We start from the raw sequence: 16031 nt of genomic DNA, 5'->3' as shown, positions 1-16031 counted from the left end.
TTTTTCATGCGGATTTTGTATGAGATTTATTCTATCTGGCTATTTTATCAACGCTATAGCATGAGTATGTAATTGCTCTCAGATGGTCAGTCGCCCGACTGGTCGTCACAAATGGGAGGAAATTGACATGTCCCGTTTACAAGGCAAGCGTACGCTCATCACTGGTGGCACAAGTAGCATTGGTCTGGAGACCGCAAAGCAATTCCTCGCAGAAGGCGCTCGGGTGATCGTCACTGGTGTTAATCCTGAGTCAATTGCAAACGCCCAAGCTGTCTTAGGCAGCGAGGTCTGGTGTTACGAGCCGACTCCGCCAGTGTCACAGCCCAGAAGGAGCTGGCCCACGCTGTTCAGTCTCCTTGCGGGCGGCTCGACGTCGCCTTCCTCAATGCTGGCGTATCCGTCTGGATGCCAATCGAAGACTGGAACGAGGAGATGTTTGATCGCTCCTTTGACATCAATGTCCAAGGCCCTTACTTCCTCCTGCAAGCACTGCTGCAGGTCTTCTCCAACCCTGCTCGGTAGTTCTTAACACCTCGCTCGGTCAGCCCGAATCTGGGCGCCGCGCGTTCATCCATTTATGCCCGCAACAAAGGTTGCCCTTCTGAACATGTCGAAAACGCTCTCTAGCGAGCTTCTACCGCGTGGTGTTCGAGTAAATGCGGTCAGCCCTGGTCCGATCGACACGCCGCTGTACGACAAGGCGGGTACGCGTGGCAGCGTACGGTGTCCTTGGCGTGAGGTTGCGAGCGGTCGGCAGGACGCCGGAGGCACGTTGCTGAAAAGTCGCTAAGGTATGGATTTATTCACATGAGCCCACAACGACTTTCAGCGCGATATTCTATATTCCAGATACAGAGAAGCCCGCACTGGGCGGGCTTCTCTGGGTCTTGAAGTGGTGGGCCGGGGTAATCTGAACTAGATTCTTAGGTTAATGATTTAATTGACTAATGTGAGTTTGTAAATTTCTTTGGAATACCAGCTGGAATACCGCGAGGAGTTGGATTGAGCGATATGCTTCGTATCCGTATCTTACCGAGGACGGTCAAAAGCATCATCTGTTTACTCGAAACCGGGCAAGCTGAGCATGCCGCCTGTGGTGCGTTTGCCAAAGCCGTTGGGCATGAGGATTTTGTGCTTCTTTATCTCGGCGAGTACCGCCAACCATTCGGTTTTGCAAAAGCGCAGCTTAGTGTCGTTCCAGCTATGCATGACTTCGCTCACGATGGCTTCATCGGAAACCAGGCGGCCTTCGAGAATAAAGTCGTTCCAGGCGGCATAGAGCGTCACAGTCATTTCGCAACGATCCGTATCCCAGTCCCGCATTAGCTCGATGACCTGCTCAATGCTGGTGCGTTCAGCGGCCGACCAGGCGCTGCTATACGCCTGCCGATGCAGCCCTGCTTGGGAAAGCGGGCGGTAAGCATAGCCAACAGTCTCGCGCTCGATGCGCTCATACCACTGATGGTTTTGCATCTCGCCTTCGACTTTATTCATCAACTGGCGATCGTGGGGGCCGGCGGCGTCTCGCAGGTAGTCACCTTGTATAGCGGCGAGCCTGGCCGCATGTTCGGCTAAGTAAATCACCTTCTGCAGTTTGCGTTGGCCGAAGGTACGTTGGCTATGCAGTCGATGAGTGATTTCTGCCGCGAGCAGGGTGCGGGCTAGTTGCCGGTCCACGGTCATGGGAGTTTGTTGGCCATCCTCGGCAAGAGCTTGTTCGACCAGGGTGCTGGCCAACTGCTCGTTCAGTTGGCGGGCCTGGGTTAGGCGAGTTTTGAGTTGGTCACAGAGGACCATAAGTTGGTCGACTTTAGCGACGATGCGCTGTTGTTCGGCGCGAGGCGGTAATGGGATGTTGAGTTGCTCAACATCACCGACACGCAGATGCTTAACTGTCGAACCAATTGCAGATGTTGATGCTCTCTCCAACAGGTGCGGTTCGGTCAGAGTGATGAGTAAATATCGATTGTCGATGTAGTCATGCATCGTCCTAACCAGCATTGTTCTTTGGCCGAGGCAGAATTTTGCACCATCTGGGATGATAGCGGCTTCTCCCATCGGCGCTTCACGAGTGAACATGATATCTCCGGGCTCAGGCGGGCACCGTCGTGACCAGTACTCATAGGTTTCGTCGTTAACGTACTTGAGATCATCAAACCGGAATTCTCGATTTCTGATGTTGCTAGTCCGGATTATTGGGATGCCTTCAGTAACATATGGCGCAGTCTTATTGTGGCAATCCACAAGCATCCGACTGCAGTCAATCAAATGTACCGCCTGCCATGATGCAGGTAGGGGGAATGGCGGCGATGCCTCACTCAAAGCCGACAGTTTTCTCAGCATCGTTTTGCACTCAGGTGAAGAATCTTGCTTACTGAGCAACCACTCCGACCTTTCCTTCCTAAGCTGAGTCATTAGCTCGCTTGCAGGCTCATCGCGGGGATCTTGTGGAACCAGTTTACCCATCACGGCCAGGTTCAGCAGGGCTTGCTTGAGCGCGTCGATGCTGGGTCCGGTGGTGAAGAGGGTGTGGAGATTTTCGGCCAGGCGCTGCCAGTTTGACGCGAAGTCTGTGGCGTCACTGGCTAGAACCAGGCTATTGAGTACCGTTTGCACCAGCTGGGCGTGGGCGCTTTCGGCGTCGGTCTGCTGGGCTTCCAGGCGGTCGCACAGGGCCATCAGCTCATCGACTTTGGCGACGATGCGGTGTTGTTCGGCGAGTGGTGGAAGCCCTGTTGCGGTGGCGATAATTTTCTCTCGTGAAATGTTTGGCTGCGCCCCACCAGCCCCCTGCCCAATGAAATTCAATTTAAGTGCTTTTAGGGTAAGCAGCAAATATCTATTGAACACACCGTTGAACGGCGTGCAGGCGCAGACAGCCTGATTTGTTGTGCCTTCCACGCTTAAGATTGCTGTTTTACCAATGGTCGCTCCGTACATCGCAATGAGTACGTCGCCCGGTTTATTTCGACGCAATGAGCACTCTTTAAGCGCTAGCTCAGTTACCGACTCTTCCGAACATGAAATGAAGTCTGCAACCAGCTCGCCCGATTTGAACCAAGGCATTTCACCGCCGTAGTAACTTGAGTTTCCCCTAGCAGGAGTTGCCCCAGCCCCCCAATCACCAATCTGGCCTAGCCGTACCCACTCCCAGCCAATGGGTAGCTTGAACTGCATTTCATCTTGTTTTATATCGGGTAACGGCCTTCCCTTTCGAATGCTCTTATTTTCAATGAGTAACGCTTTCTCTTTCGCAATACTCTTCAGCAGCTCACTTGCAGGCTCATCACTGGAGTTTTGCTCAAGCAGCTTGCCGCGCACCGCCAACTCCAAAATCAACTCACGCAGCTTTTTGATGCCATTGGGCGCGCCGGCCAGCAACGGCAGATTGTCGGTGAGCAACGCTGTCATACCTGACGCTCCAGAGCTTCGGCCAGCACTGCCTTAAGCTGGTCGCGCAGGTCGCTGATTTCGCCTTGCAGCATGGCGTAGCTACGCAGCAGCTCGTCCGGGTCGTGGCTGATCTGTTCGCCGATATGCGGATTTTTGCAGTCGAGGTTCCAATTGCGGGCCTGCAGCTCTTCGACGCTGATCTGCCAGGCGAATTCGTTCGCCACACGTGCGGCAAAGCCATCTGCCTCGCTGCCCCACCAGGCTTCTTCTACGGCGAACTCCTCAATGCGCATGGGGCGGGTCTTGGAGTAATTCTTTACCCCGGCCGGGTATTGGTGCTCGTAGAACCAGACCTTTTTGGTCGGCGCGCCCTTAGTGAAGAACAGCAGGTTGGTCTTGATGCCGGTGTATGGGTTGAACACGCCATTTGGCAGTCGAACGATGGTGTGCAGGTTGCACTCGGTCAGCAGCTTTTCCTTTATCCGGCTTTTGATGCCTTCGCCAAACAAGAAGCCATCGGGCAGTACCACAGCGGCGCGGCCACCGTCTTTCAGCAACTGCATGATCAGCACCAAAAACAGGTCGGCGGTTTCGCGGGTGCGGAAGGCGGCGGGGAAGTTAGTTTCGATGCCGTCCTCTTCCATGCCACCGAACGGCGGGTTAGCCACGATGCAGTGCACGCGCTCGCTCGGGCCCCAGCTGATTAGCGGTTTGCTCAGGGTATTGTCGTGACGGATCTGGCTGGGCACCTCGATGCCGTGCAGGATCATGTTGGTGGTGGCAAGCAGGTGCGGTAGCGGCTTTTTCTCCACGCCAAAGATACTGGCTTGTAGGGCGCGTTCGTCTTCGGCGGTTTTTACATAGCGGCTGCGCTTGTGATCAATGGCACAGGTGAGGAAGCCGCCGGTGCCGCAGGCCGGGTCCATGACCTTTTCGTCCAACTTCGGATCGACCATGCGCACCATAAATTCGGTAACTGGGCGCGGGGTGTAGAACTCGCCTGCGTTGCCCGCGTTCTGCAGGTCGCGCAGCAGTTGCTCATAGAGATTGCCGAACTCGTGGCGTTCCTGGGCCTTGTTGAAGTCCACGCCCTCTTGAATCTTGTTAATCACCTGGCGCAGCAACTGCCCGGATTTCATGTAGTTGTACGCGTCTTCAAACACGCTGCGCACCACAAAGGCCGAGGGCGTGTTGCTGTACTCGTGCAGGTTCTGCAGTTGGGGAAACAGGTTGTTGTCGATAAAGTCCTTGAGCGCGTCGCCGGTCATGCCTTCCGGATCGGCGGCCCAAGTACGCCAACGGCAACTGTCGGGAATGGGCGAGCGGTAGTTGTCGTCCATCAGCTCCCATTCCAGCTCGCGGTCATCGAAGATCTTCAGGAACAGCAGCCAAACCAGTTGGCCGATACGCTGGGCGTCGCCGTCTACGCCAACGTCTTTGCGCATGATGTCCTGGATGGACTTGATGGTGGAGCTAATGGACATGAAGTTCTCTCAACGCGTACCGCAAGGGGGCGAAATTCTACCGGATAGTGCGAGCGACTGCCTTGGCATGTCGTCGGTGCTTAGCCCTTAGCTTGCGTAAAGCTCGTCTTCCAGTTCGTGAATAGCCTTGTTGTAGCCAGCCTTGCCGCCAAAGGCCTTGACCAACTCGATGGGCGCACCGATCTGACTGAATGGGTCAAGCTGCAGGATTTTGATGTCCTCAATATGCTCGATGCCGGTATCGGCGTATTTATCCAGCAAGGCCTCCAGTACTTGGCGGGCTGCACCAGAATACTTGGCGAAATAGTTGCGCTTTTTCACCTGCTCGGCTCGCTCGCGGCGTGATAAGGCAGGCTGATCGAAGGCGACGTGGCAGATCAGGTCGAACGGATCGAGCGGCTTGCCCTGTTTCTTTTCCACTTCTTCGGCCAAGGCTTCCCACATCACGCCCTGGACGGCCATCTCCTCGATGATGACTTTCTTTTGCTCGGAATCACTCCAACGCCGAAGGAAGTCATCCAGTGAGGCGAACTGCTTTTGTACACAGGTGCGGGTGTAGTCGTGCAGCGATTCGGTGATCAGTCGGCCGTCCGGGCCGTAGTACTGCACGCGCTCGGCGATGACATAAATCGGGACGTTGTCGATGACGTACTTGGTGCGTTTTTTGCCCTCATCTTCGCCGGTAAAATCCAGATCATCGCCCTCGTTATCGTTGCCTGCGCTGATGCCATCTTCGTCGGCAAACGGGTCATCCGGTGGTACGGGAGAGTCATCACCTTCTGGGGCGTAGATCACCACCGGGTCGCCGTCGAAGGCCGGGTCGGCAAACAGCTCGGTGGCCTTTTTGAAGTCCATGATGGTGAACCAGTACTTGCCGTAGTCCTCGTTGATGCGAGTGCCGCGACCGATGATTTGCTTAAACTCGGTCATCGATTTGATGTGCTGGTCGAGCACGATCAGCTTGCAGGTCTGAGCATCGACGCCGGTGGTCATCAGCTTGCTGGTGGTCGCAATTACCGGGTAGCGTTCTTCCGGGTTGATGAAGTTATCCAGCTCGGCCTTGCCTTCCTGGTCGTCGCCTGTGATACGCATGACGTATTTGCGATTCTCGGCCATGCGCTCGGGGTTGAGGTTGACCAGTGCCTGCCGCATGCGCTCGGCGTGGTTGATGTCGTCGCAGAAGACGATGGTTTTTTGAAACGGATCGGTGGCCTTGAGGAGTTCGGTGACTTTCTGCGCCACCAGTTGGGTGCGGGCCTCGATAACCAGGGTACGGTCCATATCCTTGAGGTTGTAGATGCGGTCTTCGATCAGTTCGCCGTTTTTGTCGAGCATGCCCTTGGGCGGACGCCACCCTTGCAGATCTTTGTCGAAGTCGATACGCACCACTTTATAGGGAGCGAGGAAGCCGTCCTCGATTCCTTGCTTCAGTGTGTAGCTGTAAATTGGCTCACCAAAGTAAGTGATGCTCGATACCTCTTTGGTCTCCTTCGGTGTGGCGGTGAGGCCGATATGGGTGGCGCTGGAGAAGTAATCGAGGATTTCACGCCAGGCTGAATCCTCGGAAGCGCTGCCACGGTGGCATTCGTCGATCACGATCAGGTCGAAAAAGTCGCGGGAGAACTGCTTGTAGATGTTCATCTCATCATCAGTGCCGGTGACGGCCTGATAGAGCGACAGATAGATCTCGTAGGAGGTATCAATCTGGCGTTTGGCGATTTTGGTCATCGCCTGGCCGAAGGGCTTGAAGTCGTTGTTCTTGGTCTGGTCGACCAGGATGTTGCGGTCGGCCAGAAACAGGATGCGTTTGTTCTGTTTGGATTTCCACAGCCGCCAGATGATTTGGAAGGCTGTGTATGTCTTACCGGTGCCCGTAGCCATCACCAGCAGGATACGGTCTTGACCGCGCGCCACAGCCTCGACGGTGCGGTTGATGGCATTCATCTGGTAATAGCGAGGCATGCGCCCGGAGCCGTCGTCGTAGTAGGGCGCTTCGATCTTGTGCTGGGCGGTATTATCCAGCCCCTTCCACTGGCAGTAGCGCTGCCAGAGTTCGGTGGGGCTGGGGAATTGATCGAGGGTAAGTTCGGTTTCTACTTGGCTGCCTGTGCCACTGCGGTCGTGAAACAGGAAGCCATCGCCATTGCTGGAGAACACGAACGGTACGTCCAGCGCCTCTGCATAGCCCATAGCTTGCTGCATGCCGGAGCCAATTGAGTGCTTGTTGTCCTTTGCCTCGATTACAGCGATAGGCAGGTTGACCTGATGGTAGAGGATGAAGTCTGCGCGGCGTGCTTCGCCGCGGCTGTGCAGTTTACCCCGGACGATGATGCGGCCTTTGGTAAAACTGACTTCCTCGCGCACCTGCTTATGCATGTCCCATCCAGCTTGCTGAACGGCTGGGGCAATGTACTTGCTGCAGATGTCCCGCTCGGAAAGCGACTTTTTGTCCATAACCCCAATTCCCTTTCAAACCGGCCTGGTCGCTCCATTCCGGCACTGCTGATCGTGCTCGATGGGTGTAAATGTACCTTGTTTGATAGTGGCACGGGGGAAGATCAGATTTTGGTGGTTGAAGCTGTAGGCAAGATGAGTCGAGGCCATGACAGCGCGAGTGTTTTGCGTCGTCCAGATTCTTTTATCTGGGATCGTTCTCTGCAGCGGGCTGAAGATGGCTAGGGTGGATAGGACCACAAGCGAATCGTTGGTACTGAATTAACTTCCGTCGGCGTACATCACCAATTTGGCGGAGCATGTTCGGTCGTTCCCGATCCATGTAGGCCGCTGGAAACAGCGCCGGATCGTAGGGGATGGCGTCCAGCACGTCGATTCCATATTCGACATAAACACGCTTGCCGAGCGGTGTTAGAGCCAAAGCCTTAATTCGGTGGATATGCTCTGATATGGCTCGGTAGCCGTCATGTGCAAGCAGGTCGCGCAGGTAATGGTTCGAGGCACGAAGTGCGATCTTCACCCGCACGGATTCCCTGTGCCGCCGATCCTGCCAGTAAGCAAATAGGTTGAACAGGCGAGACTTTAGACATGTGATGGGGTCGATGACGGCGACTTGCACGCCTTCGATATCCAGGACGGATAAATACTTGAAAATCTCCTTTTTGGGCGCGCCCCCGACGCTGTCCATTTCCAGGATATCGACGATGACCTCTTTACCGTCAACCCAGTCAATGTACGCGGCGGCAATATTTATCGTGTTGTCTTCCATCTTCGCTTTGCGAAAAGGGACGCCCATCATGCGGGCGCAATAATCAATAGAGTTGGGCTTGCCGATAAAGTCCAAGTCATCGCTGGTGACGAATCCGACATCCTCGCCTGTCATTTCGTCAATGAGGTATTGCCGAGCCCAAAGCGTAAGCGATTGTCCGCCTACGATCACAAGGCCGTAATCGGTGACAGCTGATTGAATTGAGGGGCGGTAGACGCGCTGAATTAGATCGAGCAGGAAAGCGAAGAGCTCTGAACGTTCAAGTAGGGCGAACGGAGCGTCTTCGTTTACCGCTTCGGGCATCAGTTGCTTAGCGCAGAGAATCGTTGTGGGCGAGCGATTGAAGCAGAGTTGCCACGAAGGGCGGCTTTGGCACGGGCAGCAGCCATTTCAAGCATCTGAGGGTCAGCTGCATAGATAGCATCAACCTGACGGTCACGTGAGCTGCTTTTAAGGCTCATCATTTCCGCAAAGCTAAGGTCTTTTGAATGCTGGTGGCCGCTGATCATGGCGAAAGTACCCATAAGGGTGGAGATATAGACTTGGAGTTGAGGTTAGCACATTCAGTCTGTGCATTTACAGGTGAAGGGCTGTGATTGCAAGGATTTAACCGACGAAATGCATTACCTTGCGATCATTCTGTGTGAAAAAACAGTTGTTTTTCGCTCACTAGGTACCAACAGGAGGGCTGGCGTAGCCAGCCCTCCTGTTGGTACCTAGTGAGCCTTTAACGCATTAAAAGACGATCTTTAAGAATCTAATCAGTTGTCAAGGGAAATGTCAACTGTACTGTGGTGTGGGGACTGTAGCGTTAGCTAAGCCTAGCAGCTCCGGCATTGAGACGCGCTGACCTACATTGGTGATTCGTAATCGAAAATAGCATGCACCGAAAATAGGTTGCCCGATGACCGTGAAGGTGAGGATCTCGCTGAGCAAGTAGCCCTACGATATCGAGCCATTGCTCCTGACCCGGAGCTGGAGGCCGTCACCATCGCTGAGGACGTAATCCTTGTCTTTGGCCTTGACTGTCTTGAGCTGACGGTCGGAGAGGCGGAGGGCTGGAGCAGGCATGAGAGCTTCCTCTGACACCGTTTTGGTATTCCAAAAAATAGCACCGGATGCCTTGGAATACCGTTTGGAATACAAAAAACGCTGGAATTCAAAAAACCTCGAAAGACCCTGGCAGCGCTGAAACCCTTGTATTCAGTGGATTTCAGGCACAAAAAAAGACGTCCGTGGACGTCTCTAGATGATGAAGTGGTGGAGCCGGGGGGATTTGAACCCCCGTCCGCCAGTACTCTGCTGTCGGTACTACATGCGTAGCCGTGTCTATTAAGTTAACCCTCAGCGACCCGACGGGCAGGGTGCTTTGGGCGAGTTGTGTAAGTTTTAGCCGCTTCGTCCACAACGTACTGCACGGCGATTCCGTTCTATATGACAATCACTTTGGGTTTACGGACATCCCCTAATGATTGCTGGACCCGAAGGTACCAGAAGCTCAGGATCTAAGGCTGCTTACGCAGCGATAGCGAATTCCTGGCCGTATTTATCGTCATTGGCAACTATAGAAGTTGCAACAGTGGATTTACGAGTTCTGTTACCAACTCGGCATGCACCTAAAGTTTCGCAACCGGCGTCGAATCCTAAACGGCCCCGAACCTGTCGCTCCATGAGTCTGTGGGAGCGGCAGGCATGTGCAGAGTGTACGCCAATCTGCCGGCAAGGCCAACCCGGAGGTTGGCCTGCCTATCGGTCACTTGTTGGTGCCGTCGGAAGTTTTCCTGATTTCCAGGATGGTTTGCTGGGTTTCAGCAACGCAGTCGTCAATTTTGCCTGCTGCCTTGAGTTCCTTTGCCTTTGTTACGCTGGCTGTCGCACGGGCAGTGAGGTCGGCCGATGACTGGTACTGTGTTTTGGCATTTTCGATGGTTTGGATATTGGCTTCGCACAGGTCGTCCGGCTTGTCGGCGGCGAACGAAGTGGAGGCCATCATCGAGGCAGTAACGAACAGACCTAGCAGTACAGAGCGTTTCATATGTCTCTCCTTGAACTGAGGGCCCAGGCATCGCTGGCCATCAGGACGGCTACCAATTGAGGGAAGGTCCCGCCTTGCAGGACTTGATCAGTGGACTGTGACCGTTCGCCAGGGTTCTATTTTTCTTCAGGTCACCCTGGCCTGGGTCACTCGATCCACCAGGTAGACCAGCCCGTGGTAGTCGATTGCGCCGTGTTGCGTAAGACCGATCTCACAGGTGCGGCTGGTGGAAATCCCTTCGCTGCAATGCTGCACCGCGTCCTTCAACGAGCGCAGCGAGTGGGCGTTCAACTCTGGCGTGGTGAAGCCCTTGTCGCCGGCGAAACCGCAACAATGAATGCCTTCGGGGATGACCACGTTTTTACTGCATTTGCGCGCCAGGTCGATCAGCGCCTGGCTTTCGCCAAGGTGCTGCGTGCTGCAGGTGACGTGCACGGCGATGGGCGCCTCTTGGGGAGTGAAGTCGAGACGATCCATCAGATGGGTGCGGATGAAGCGCACCGGGTCGTACAGATCCAGGCGCACGTCCCCCAGGTCCTGGACTAACCGCAGCGTGCAGGGGCTGGTGTCGCAGTAGATGGGGTCGAGCCCGCCGCGACTGGCGTGCAGCAAGGCACCGATCAGTTCCTGGCGCTTGTGCTCGGCCTGTTCTGTGTAGCCTTTGGAAGCAAAGGGTTGGCCGCAGCAGAGGCTGTCCACATTGTCTGGAAAGACCACTTGATAGCCGGCCTTTTCCAGCAGGCCGCGGGTCTTGTCGTACAGCGACATCTGCTCCTTGTCCGCCGCCGTCGGGCCCATGACCCGCGACACGCAAGCCGCCAGGTACACCACTCTCGGGCGTTCGTCCGGCGCGGTGGGGCTGAAACGGATGGCCTTTTCCGGCTGTGGCATGGCGCTGGTCCATTGTGGCACCTGGCCCTTGGACAGGCGCGTCAACGAGGCCGACAGTTTCGCCAGGCGGGGGGCGCCCAGCAGCATGCGCGCACCGTTGGCGACGTGCAGGGCAAAGCGTGCGCCTTGCAGCGTGGTGGCGAAATTTCCTTCAATCCAGTTGGCGGTTTTCGTCTTCGTCGCGTCACGACTGCGCAGTTTTTTTACCAGTTCGCCGGTATTGATGCCTACCGGGCAACGTTGCGCACACAGACCCGTGGCGGCGCAGGTATCGATGCCCTGGTATTGGTAGGCACGTTCCAGTTCGGTGGTGTCCGTTCCGGCGCGTTTTTTCGCTTGGATATCCCGCCAGATGACGATGCGCTGGCGTGGGCTCAAGGTCAGGTCTTTGGACGGGCACACCGGCTCGCAGAAACCGCATTCGATGCACTTGTCCACGATTTCATCGGCGGCCGGCAGGGGCTTGAGGTGCTTGAGGTGGATCTGCGGATCTTCGCTGAGCACCACGTCCGGGTTGAGGATGCCATTGGGGTCGAGCAGTCGTTTGAGCTGCCACATCAACTGGTAGGCATCACTGCCCCATTCCAGCTCGACAAAGGGCGCCATGTTGCGCCCGGTGCCGTGTTCGGCCTTCAGCGAGCCGCCGAATTCCACTGCCACCAAGTGCGCCACGTCATCCATGAACGCCTGGTAGCGTGCGACTTCTTCGGCGCTGTTGAAGCCCTGAGTGAAGACGAAGTGCAGATTGCCTTCCAGCGCATGTCCGAAAAGGATCGCTTCGTCGTAGTGATGTTTGTCGAACAACTCGATCAGTCGGTTTACGCCAATGGCCAGTTGTTCCACCGGAAAGGTCACGTCTTCGATGATCACCGTGGTTCCGGTTTTACGGACCGCGCCCACGGCTGGAAAGGTGTCTTTGCGGATCGCCCAGAGCCGGGCGTTTTCCCGCGGGGCTTCGGTGAAGTCGACCTGTTTTTCCACCGCGAAGCCGGCCAGGGCGGTCATGATCCGGGCCAGCTGTTCTTGTAGTAACGACGAAGACGCCGCGCGGGATTCGATCAGCAAGGCGCAGGCATTGATCGACAGATGCTGTACAAAATCCGGCATGCCCGGTTTGTCCTGCACCGAGCGCAGGCTGCGGCGGTCCAGCAGTTCCACGGCCGCTACCGGCTGGCTTTTCAGCACGGTGACGGCGTTGCAGCAGGTTTCCACGTCCGGGAATACGATCAGCGCCGAAGCTTTGTTCGGATGGTCAATAACGGTGTTGTAGGTCACCGCGCTGATGAAGCCGAGGGTGCCTTCGGAGCCCACCAACAGGTGGCTCAAGATATCCACAGGCTCGTCGAAATCCACCAGGGCATTGAGTGACAGCCCGGTGGTATTTTTCAGACGGTATTTGTGGCGAATTCGGGCGGCCAATTCGGTGTTGGCGCGGGTTTCGCGACCGAGGGTGGCCAGGCGTTCCAGCAGTTCGCCATGGCTTGTACGAAAAGCCGCCACGCTGTTGTCGTCTTCGGTGTCCAGACGTGTGCCATCGGCCAGTACCAGGCGGATGCCGGCCAGGGTGTGATAGGTGTTCTGCGCGGTGCCGCAGCACATGCCGCTGGCGTTGTTGGCGACGATGCCGCCGATCTTGCAGGCGTTGATCGACGCCGGATCAGGGCCGATCTTGCGCCCGAACGGGGCCAGCCAGGCGTTGGCCTGGGCGCCGATCACGCCGGGTTGCAAACGAATCTGCGTGCCTTGCTCGCGAATCTCGCGACCGTTCCAGTTATCCCCCAGCACAATCAGTACCGAGTCGCTGATGGCTTGGCCGGACAGGCTGGTGCCGGCGGCGCGGAAGGTGACCGGGACCTGGTCCCGTTGGGCGAGTTTCAGCAGGGCAATCACTTCATCTTCGGACTCGACGCGTACCACCAGTTTCGGAATCAGCCGATAGAAACTGGCGTCCGTGCCGAAGGCCAAGGTCGACAAGGGGTCGTCGAAACGTCGCTTCTGTGGGATCAGCTGTTGGACGTCACGCAGGAAAGGGGCCGGAAGGGTCATTGGTCCTCCAGAATCAAGACCACCAGATCCTTCGGACCATGGGCGCCATAGGCCAGGACTTGTTCGATGTCGGCGGTTTTCGACGGGCCGGACACCAGCAGGGCATTGGTGGGCATGCCTTGGGCCCACTCGAATTCCTGTTGCACTTCATAAAAGTTGTCGCGGATCTCGCTGGCCTTGAGCAGGGCGAAATGCACCGGCGGCACCAGGCTCATCATCCGTGGCTCTTCCCGCGTTGGCCAGAGAATCAGGCTGCCGGTGGCGGCGATGGCGCCGAGGGTTCCGGTGAGGCTGGCCGGGGTGTCGTTGAACAACTCGGCTTTCCATTCCTCAATGGGGCGGTCGTAAGCCTTGAGGGTTGGCAGGTTCGGATTGTTCGCCCAGAACTGTGCGATTTTTTTCCCGTGTGCGGTGGTCGGAGCGATGAGCAGGCTCGGCAATTGACGGTCGCGCAGCAATTGCGCGAGCAGGGCCGGCCAACCTTCCTCGGAAGTCAGGTGGATTTCGGTGTGGACCGCTTCCATCAGCTTGCGCAATTGCGGGATTCGTTCCTCGGGCGCATAGCGGTAGGTTTGCGTCACCAGTTCGACATCGAAATTGTCGGCAACCGGCGTGGTGCCTGTCAGGCTTTTACGCAGTTTGGCGAGGATATTTTCCTTGGCGCTCATTGGCGGTCTCCCTGCTGGTTCAGGTGTTCGCGAGCCAGGTCATGCAATGAGCGGGCGGCGGGTTGGGGGGCGCTGTGGTTCTGGGTCCATGGGCCGAGGTTTTTCGGTGTCAGGGCGCGCAGGCGCGTGGCGAGGAACCCGAACAGCCGGTACAGCCGCGGCGAGCTGTTGAGCCAGGCCCAGGCATTCCAGATGAAACGCTCCTTGGGCGAATATTTGCTGCCCTGGCCGCGCATCACCGGGTTCGGGCTGTCCGGTGCCTTGACGTTTTCTTCCCGCAGCCGCCGCAGCAGTGCGGGGATCGGGATTTTCACCGGGCACACTTCACCGCAGGCGCCGCATAGCGAAGACGCGCTCGGGTGGTCCGGCACCTTGGCCAGGCCGACCATGTGCGGTGTGATGATTTTTCCGATAGGCCCCGGGTACACCTCGCCGTAGGCATGGCCGCCGATTCGGGTATAGACCGGGCAATGATTCATACAGGCGCCGCAGCGAATGCAGTTCAGCGTCTGGCGCAGTTCGCTGTCGGCAAACGCCTGGCTGCGGCCGTTATCGAGCAGGACGAGGTGGACTTCCTGGGGGCCGTCCAGCTCATCGGCCTTGCGCGGCCCGGAGATCATGTTGACGTAGGTCGTGATGGGCTGGCCGAGGGCGGAGCGGGTCAACAGCGAGAGCAGTGGCACGACATCGCGCAGGTTCTCCACCACTTTTTCGATGCCGGTCACGGCGATGTGCACCGGCGGTACGGTGGTGGACATCCGCCCATTGCCTTCGTTTTCCACCAGCAGCAGCGTGCCGGTTTCGGCGACGGCGAAGTTGACGCCGGAGACGCCGACGTCGGCTTCGAAGAATTTCTGCCGCAGTACCTTGCGGCCGATCTGAATGAGTTGGTCGACGTCCTTGGTGTACTCCACGCCGAGTTTGTCGTGGAACAAGGACGCGACCTGACCGGCATTCTTGTGGATCGCCGGCATAATGATGTGTGAAGGCTTCTCGTGGTCGAGCTGGACGATGTATTCCCCCATGTCGGATTCGAGACATTCAATGTCCCGAGCCTCGAGGAAATGGTTCATCTCCATCTCTTCGCTGACCATCGATTTGCCCTTGATCACTTGACGCGCCTCGTGAGCGCGGATGATCGAGAGGACGATGCCATTGGCTTCGTCCACCGTCTCCGCCCAGTGCACGTTCACACCGTTGCGGGTCAGGTTGGTTTCAAGTCGCTCGAGCAGGTCGGGCAGCTTGGATAACGCACGGGCGCGGACGGCATTGCCCAGCACCCGCAGATGTTCTCGTTCGTGGGCATCGCTGAAGGACGCTGCCCGCTTGGTCATCAGTGAATCCATCGCGCTGCGAAAGTTGTTTCGCAGTTGCGTGTCGTCCAGGGCCTTGTGGGCCCGGGCGCGAAAATCTTCCTGCGCCTGAATCGGTACTTCAACGGTCGGGATCAGCGTCGGCGTGCTCATGCGGCACCTCCGGTACGCTGCCAGAGGAAGCTCGCCAGGTGCTTGCCGCGCAACGCCTCCTGCTGTTTTTCCAACGCGCCGTTGATGTTCATCAAGCAACCGCAGTCGGCGCTGACGACCTGATGTGCGCCGGATTCCTTCAGCGCTCGGGTCTTGTCGGCCACCATCGCGCCGGAAATATCCGGCATGCGGACGCTGAACGTCCCACCAAACCCACAGCACTCGCTTTCGTGGCTGTGTTCGACTCGCTCCACATTACGCAACTGCGCCAACAATGCGCGGCCGTGCAAGTGGGTGTTCATCTCACGCCGTGCCGAGCAAGACGTATGCAGCGCGACCTTCACCGGCTCGCCGCTGTCGTTCAACCGCACCTTGCAGACCAGCAGCAGGAACTCGGCCAGTTCATAGGTCCGGGCCGCCAGGGCCTGCACCTGTTTGAGGGTTTCCGGCTCGTCCTTGAACAGGTCGGCGTAATGCTCGCGCAACATGCCGGCGCAGGACCCCGAGGGCACCACCACCGGATAGTCTTCGGCAAACAGGGCCAGTTGCGCCCGTGCCACCGTCCGCGCCTGCTCGGTGTACCCCGAGGTGTAGGCCGGTTGTCCGCAGCAACTTTGCCCTTGCGGGTAGTCCACCCGGATCCCTTCGCGTTCCAGCAGATGAATCGCATCCATCCCGGCTTCGGGATAGAACAGGTCCACCACGCATGTGCCGAACAGGTAGACCCGACGCGGCTTCTCGCTGGGGTACTGCCGAGGCTCGGCCAAGGGCGGGGCGACACGGGTCGCGTTCGGTACGGCGTTGTAAAAAAGCTCGCTCATCAGG

The 16031-nt window shown here is 57.2% G+C and carries 11 protein-coding genes, 1 other RNA gene and 1 pseudogene; 2 read left to right on the top strand and 11 right to left on the bottom strand.

All coding sequences use genetic code 11. The features are described from left to right. Positions 1-82 precede the first annotated feature (82 nt). Positions 83-522 (top strand): annotated as a pseudogene (locus BLO80_RS30470) (SDR family NAD(P)-dependent oxidoreductase). 28 nt (positions 523-550) lie between these two features. After that, positions 551-790: an SDR family oxidoreductase gene (locus tag BLO80_RS30290; protein ID WP_371914575.1), complete on the top strand. Its 240-nt coding sequence runs from the start codon at positions 551-553 to the stop codon at positions 788-790. Between the two features lie 269 nt (positions 791-1059). Here the strand turns inward: BLO80_RS30290 and BLO80_RS14695 are convergent, their stop codons facing one another. The 11 genes from BLO80_RS14695 to BLO80_RS14650 all read right to left on the bottom strand — a co-directional run bounded on the left by BLO80_RS14695 (position 1060) and on the right by BLO80_RS14650 (position 16027). Further along, entirely contained in the window at positions 1060-3411 is a 2352-nt protein-coding gene (locus BLO80_RS14695) for a restriction endonuclease subunit S (RefSeq protein ID WP_092328585.1), read from the bottom strand. Then, entirely contained in the window at positions 3408-4877 is a 1470-nt protein-coding gene (locus BLO80_RS14690; protein ID WP_092328583.1) for a type I restriction-modification system subunit M, read from the bottom strand. The genes BLO80_RS14695 and BLO80_RS14690 overlap by 4 nt, the downstream gene beginning before the upstream one ends. A gap of 87 nt (positions 4878-4964) precedes the next feature. Then, complete coding sequence (gene hsdR, locus BLO80_RS14685) at positions 4965-7331, bottom strand: EcoAI/FtnUII family type I restriction enzme subunit R (protein ID WP_092328580.1); 2367 nt, start codon at positions 7329-7331, stop codon at positions 4965-4967. A 184-nt stretch (positions 7332-7515) separates the two neighbouring features. Beyond that, the gene (locus BLO80_RS14680) at positions 7516-8403 is read right to left on the bottom strand and encodes a hypothetical protein (protein WP_092328578.1); all 888 of its coding nucleotides are present in this window, start codon (positions 8401-8403) and stop codon (positions 7516-7518) included. Next, positions 8403-8609 carry a hypothetical protein gene (locus BLO80_RS29295; protein ID WP_139197003.1) on the bottom strand — a complete coding sequence of 69 codons (207 nt, stop codon included), beginning with the start codon at positions 8607-8609 and terminating at the stop codon, positions 8403-8405. Before BLO80_RS29295 ends, BLO80_RS14680 begins: the two co-directional genes overlap by 1 nt. A 749-nt stretch (positions 8610-9358) precedes the next feature. Further along, positions 9359-9755, bottom strand: a transfer-messenger RNA (tmRNA) gene (gene ssrA / locus BLO80_RS14675). A gap of 98 nt (positions 9756-9853) precedes the next feature. Further along, positions 9854-10135, bottom strand: coding sequence for a hypothetical protein (locus BLO80_RS14670; RefSeq protein WP_092328575.1), 282 nt, complete (start codon positions 10133-10135; stop codon positions 9854-9856). 126 nt (positions 10136-10261) lie between these two features. Further along, positions 10262-13072: an FAD-binding and (Fe-S)-binding domain-containing protein gene (locus tag BLO80_RS14665; RefSeq protein ID WP_092328573.1), complete on the bottom strand. Its 2811-nt coding sequence runs from the start codon at positions 13070-13072 to the stop codon at positions 10262-10264. Next, the gene (locus BLO80_RS14660) at positions 13069-13740 is read right to left on the bottom strand and encodes a LutC/YkgG family protein (protein ID WP_092328571.1); all 672 of its coding nucleotides are present in this window, start codon (positions 13738-13740) and stop codon (positions 13069-13071) included. Before BLO80_RS14660 ends, BLO80_RS14665 begins: the two co-directional genes overlap by 4 nt. Beyond that, positions 13737-15206 (bottom strand): LutB/LldF family L-lactate oxidation iron-sulfur protein, encoded by a 1470-nt coding sequence (locus tag BLO80_RS14655; RefSeq protein WP_092328569.1) that lies wholly within the window; start codon positions 15204-15206, stop codon positions 13737-13739. The genes BLO80_RS14660 and BLO80_RS14655 overlap by 4 nt, the downstream gene beginning before the upstream one ends. Next, on the bottom strand, positions 15203-16027 hold the full coding sequence (locus tag BLO80_RS14650; RefSeq protein ID WP_072411336.1) for a (Fe-S)-binding protein: 825 nt from the start codon (positions 16025-16027) through the stop codon (positions 15203-15205). Before BLO80_RS14650 ends, BLO80_RS14655 begins: the two co-directional genes overlap by 4 nt. Between the last annotated feature and the right edge of the window lie 4 nt (positions 16028-16031).

The organism is Pseudomonas sp. NFACC56-3 (assembly GCF_900100025.1).
Lineage (GTDB): Bacteria > Pseudomonadota > Gammaproteobacteria > Pseudomonadales > Pseudomonadaceae > Aquipseudomonas > Aquipseudomonas fluorescens_AA.
The sequence above is the reverse complement of the archived record's forward strand: the minus strand, read 5'-3'. Positions and strand labels throughout refer to the sequence as shown.

What these genes read in the sequence shown, in the direction of transcription:
- BLO80_RS14695 (WP_092328585.1), bottom strand. Translation starts at nt 3,411, where the DNA reads ATGACAGCGTTGCTCACCGACAATCTGCCGTTGCTGGCCGGCGCGCCC.
- BLO80_RS14690 (WP_092328583.1), bottom strand. Translation starts at nt 4,877, where the DNA reads ATGTCCATTAGCTCCACCATCAAGTCCATCCAGGACATCATGCGCAAA.
- hsdR (WP_092328580.1), bottom strand. Translation starts at nt 7,331, where the DNA reads ATGGACAAAAAGTCGCTTTCCGAGCGGGACATCTGCAGCAAGTACATT.
- BLO80_RS14680 (WP_092328578.1), bottom strand. Translation starts at nt 8,403, where the DNA reads ATGCCCGAAGCGGTAAACGAAGACGCTCCGTTCGCCCTACTTGAACGT.
- BLO80_RS29295 (WP_139197003.1), bottom strand. Translation starts at nt 8,609, where the DNA reads ATGATCAGCGGCCACCAGCATTCAAAAGACCTTAGCTTTGCGGAAATG.
- BLO80_RS14670 (WP_092328575.1), bottom strand. Translation starts at nt 10,135, where the DNA reads ATGAAACGCTCTGTACTGCTAGGTCTGTTCGTTACTGCCTCGATGATG.
- BLO80_RS14665 (WP_092328573.1), bottom strand. Translation starts at nt 13,072, where the DNA reads ATGACCCTTCCGGCCCCTTTCCTGCGTGACGTCCAACAGCTGATCCCA.
- BLO80_RS14660 (WP_092328571.1), bottom strand. Translation starts at nt 13,740, where the DNA reads ATGAGCGCCAAGGAAAATATCCTCGCCAAACTGCGTAAAAGCCTGACA.
- BLO80_RS14655 (WP_092328569.1), bottom strand. Translation starts at nt 15,206, where the DNA reads ATGAGCACGCCGACGCTGATCCCGACCGTTGAAGTACCGATTCAGGCG.
- BLO80_RS14650 (WP_072411336.1), bottom strand. Translation starts at nt 16,027, where the DNA reads ATGAGCGAGCTTTTTTACAACGCCGTACCGAACGCGACCCGTGTCGCC.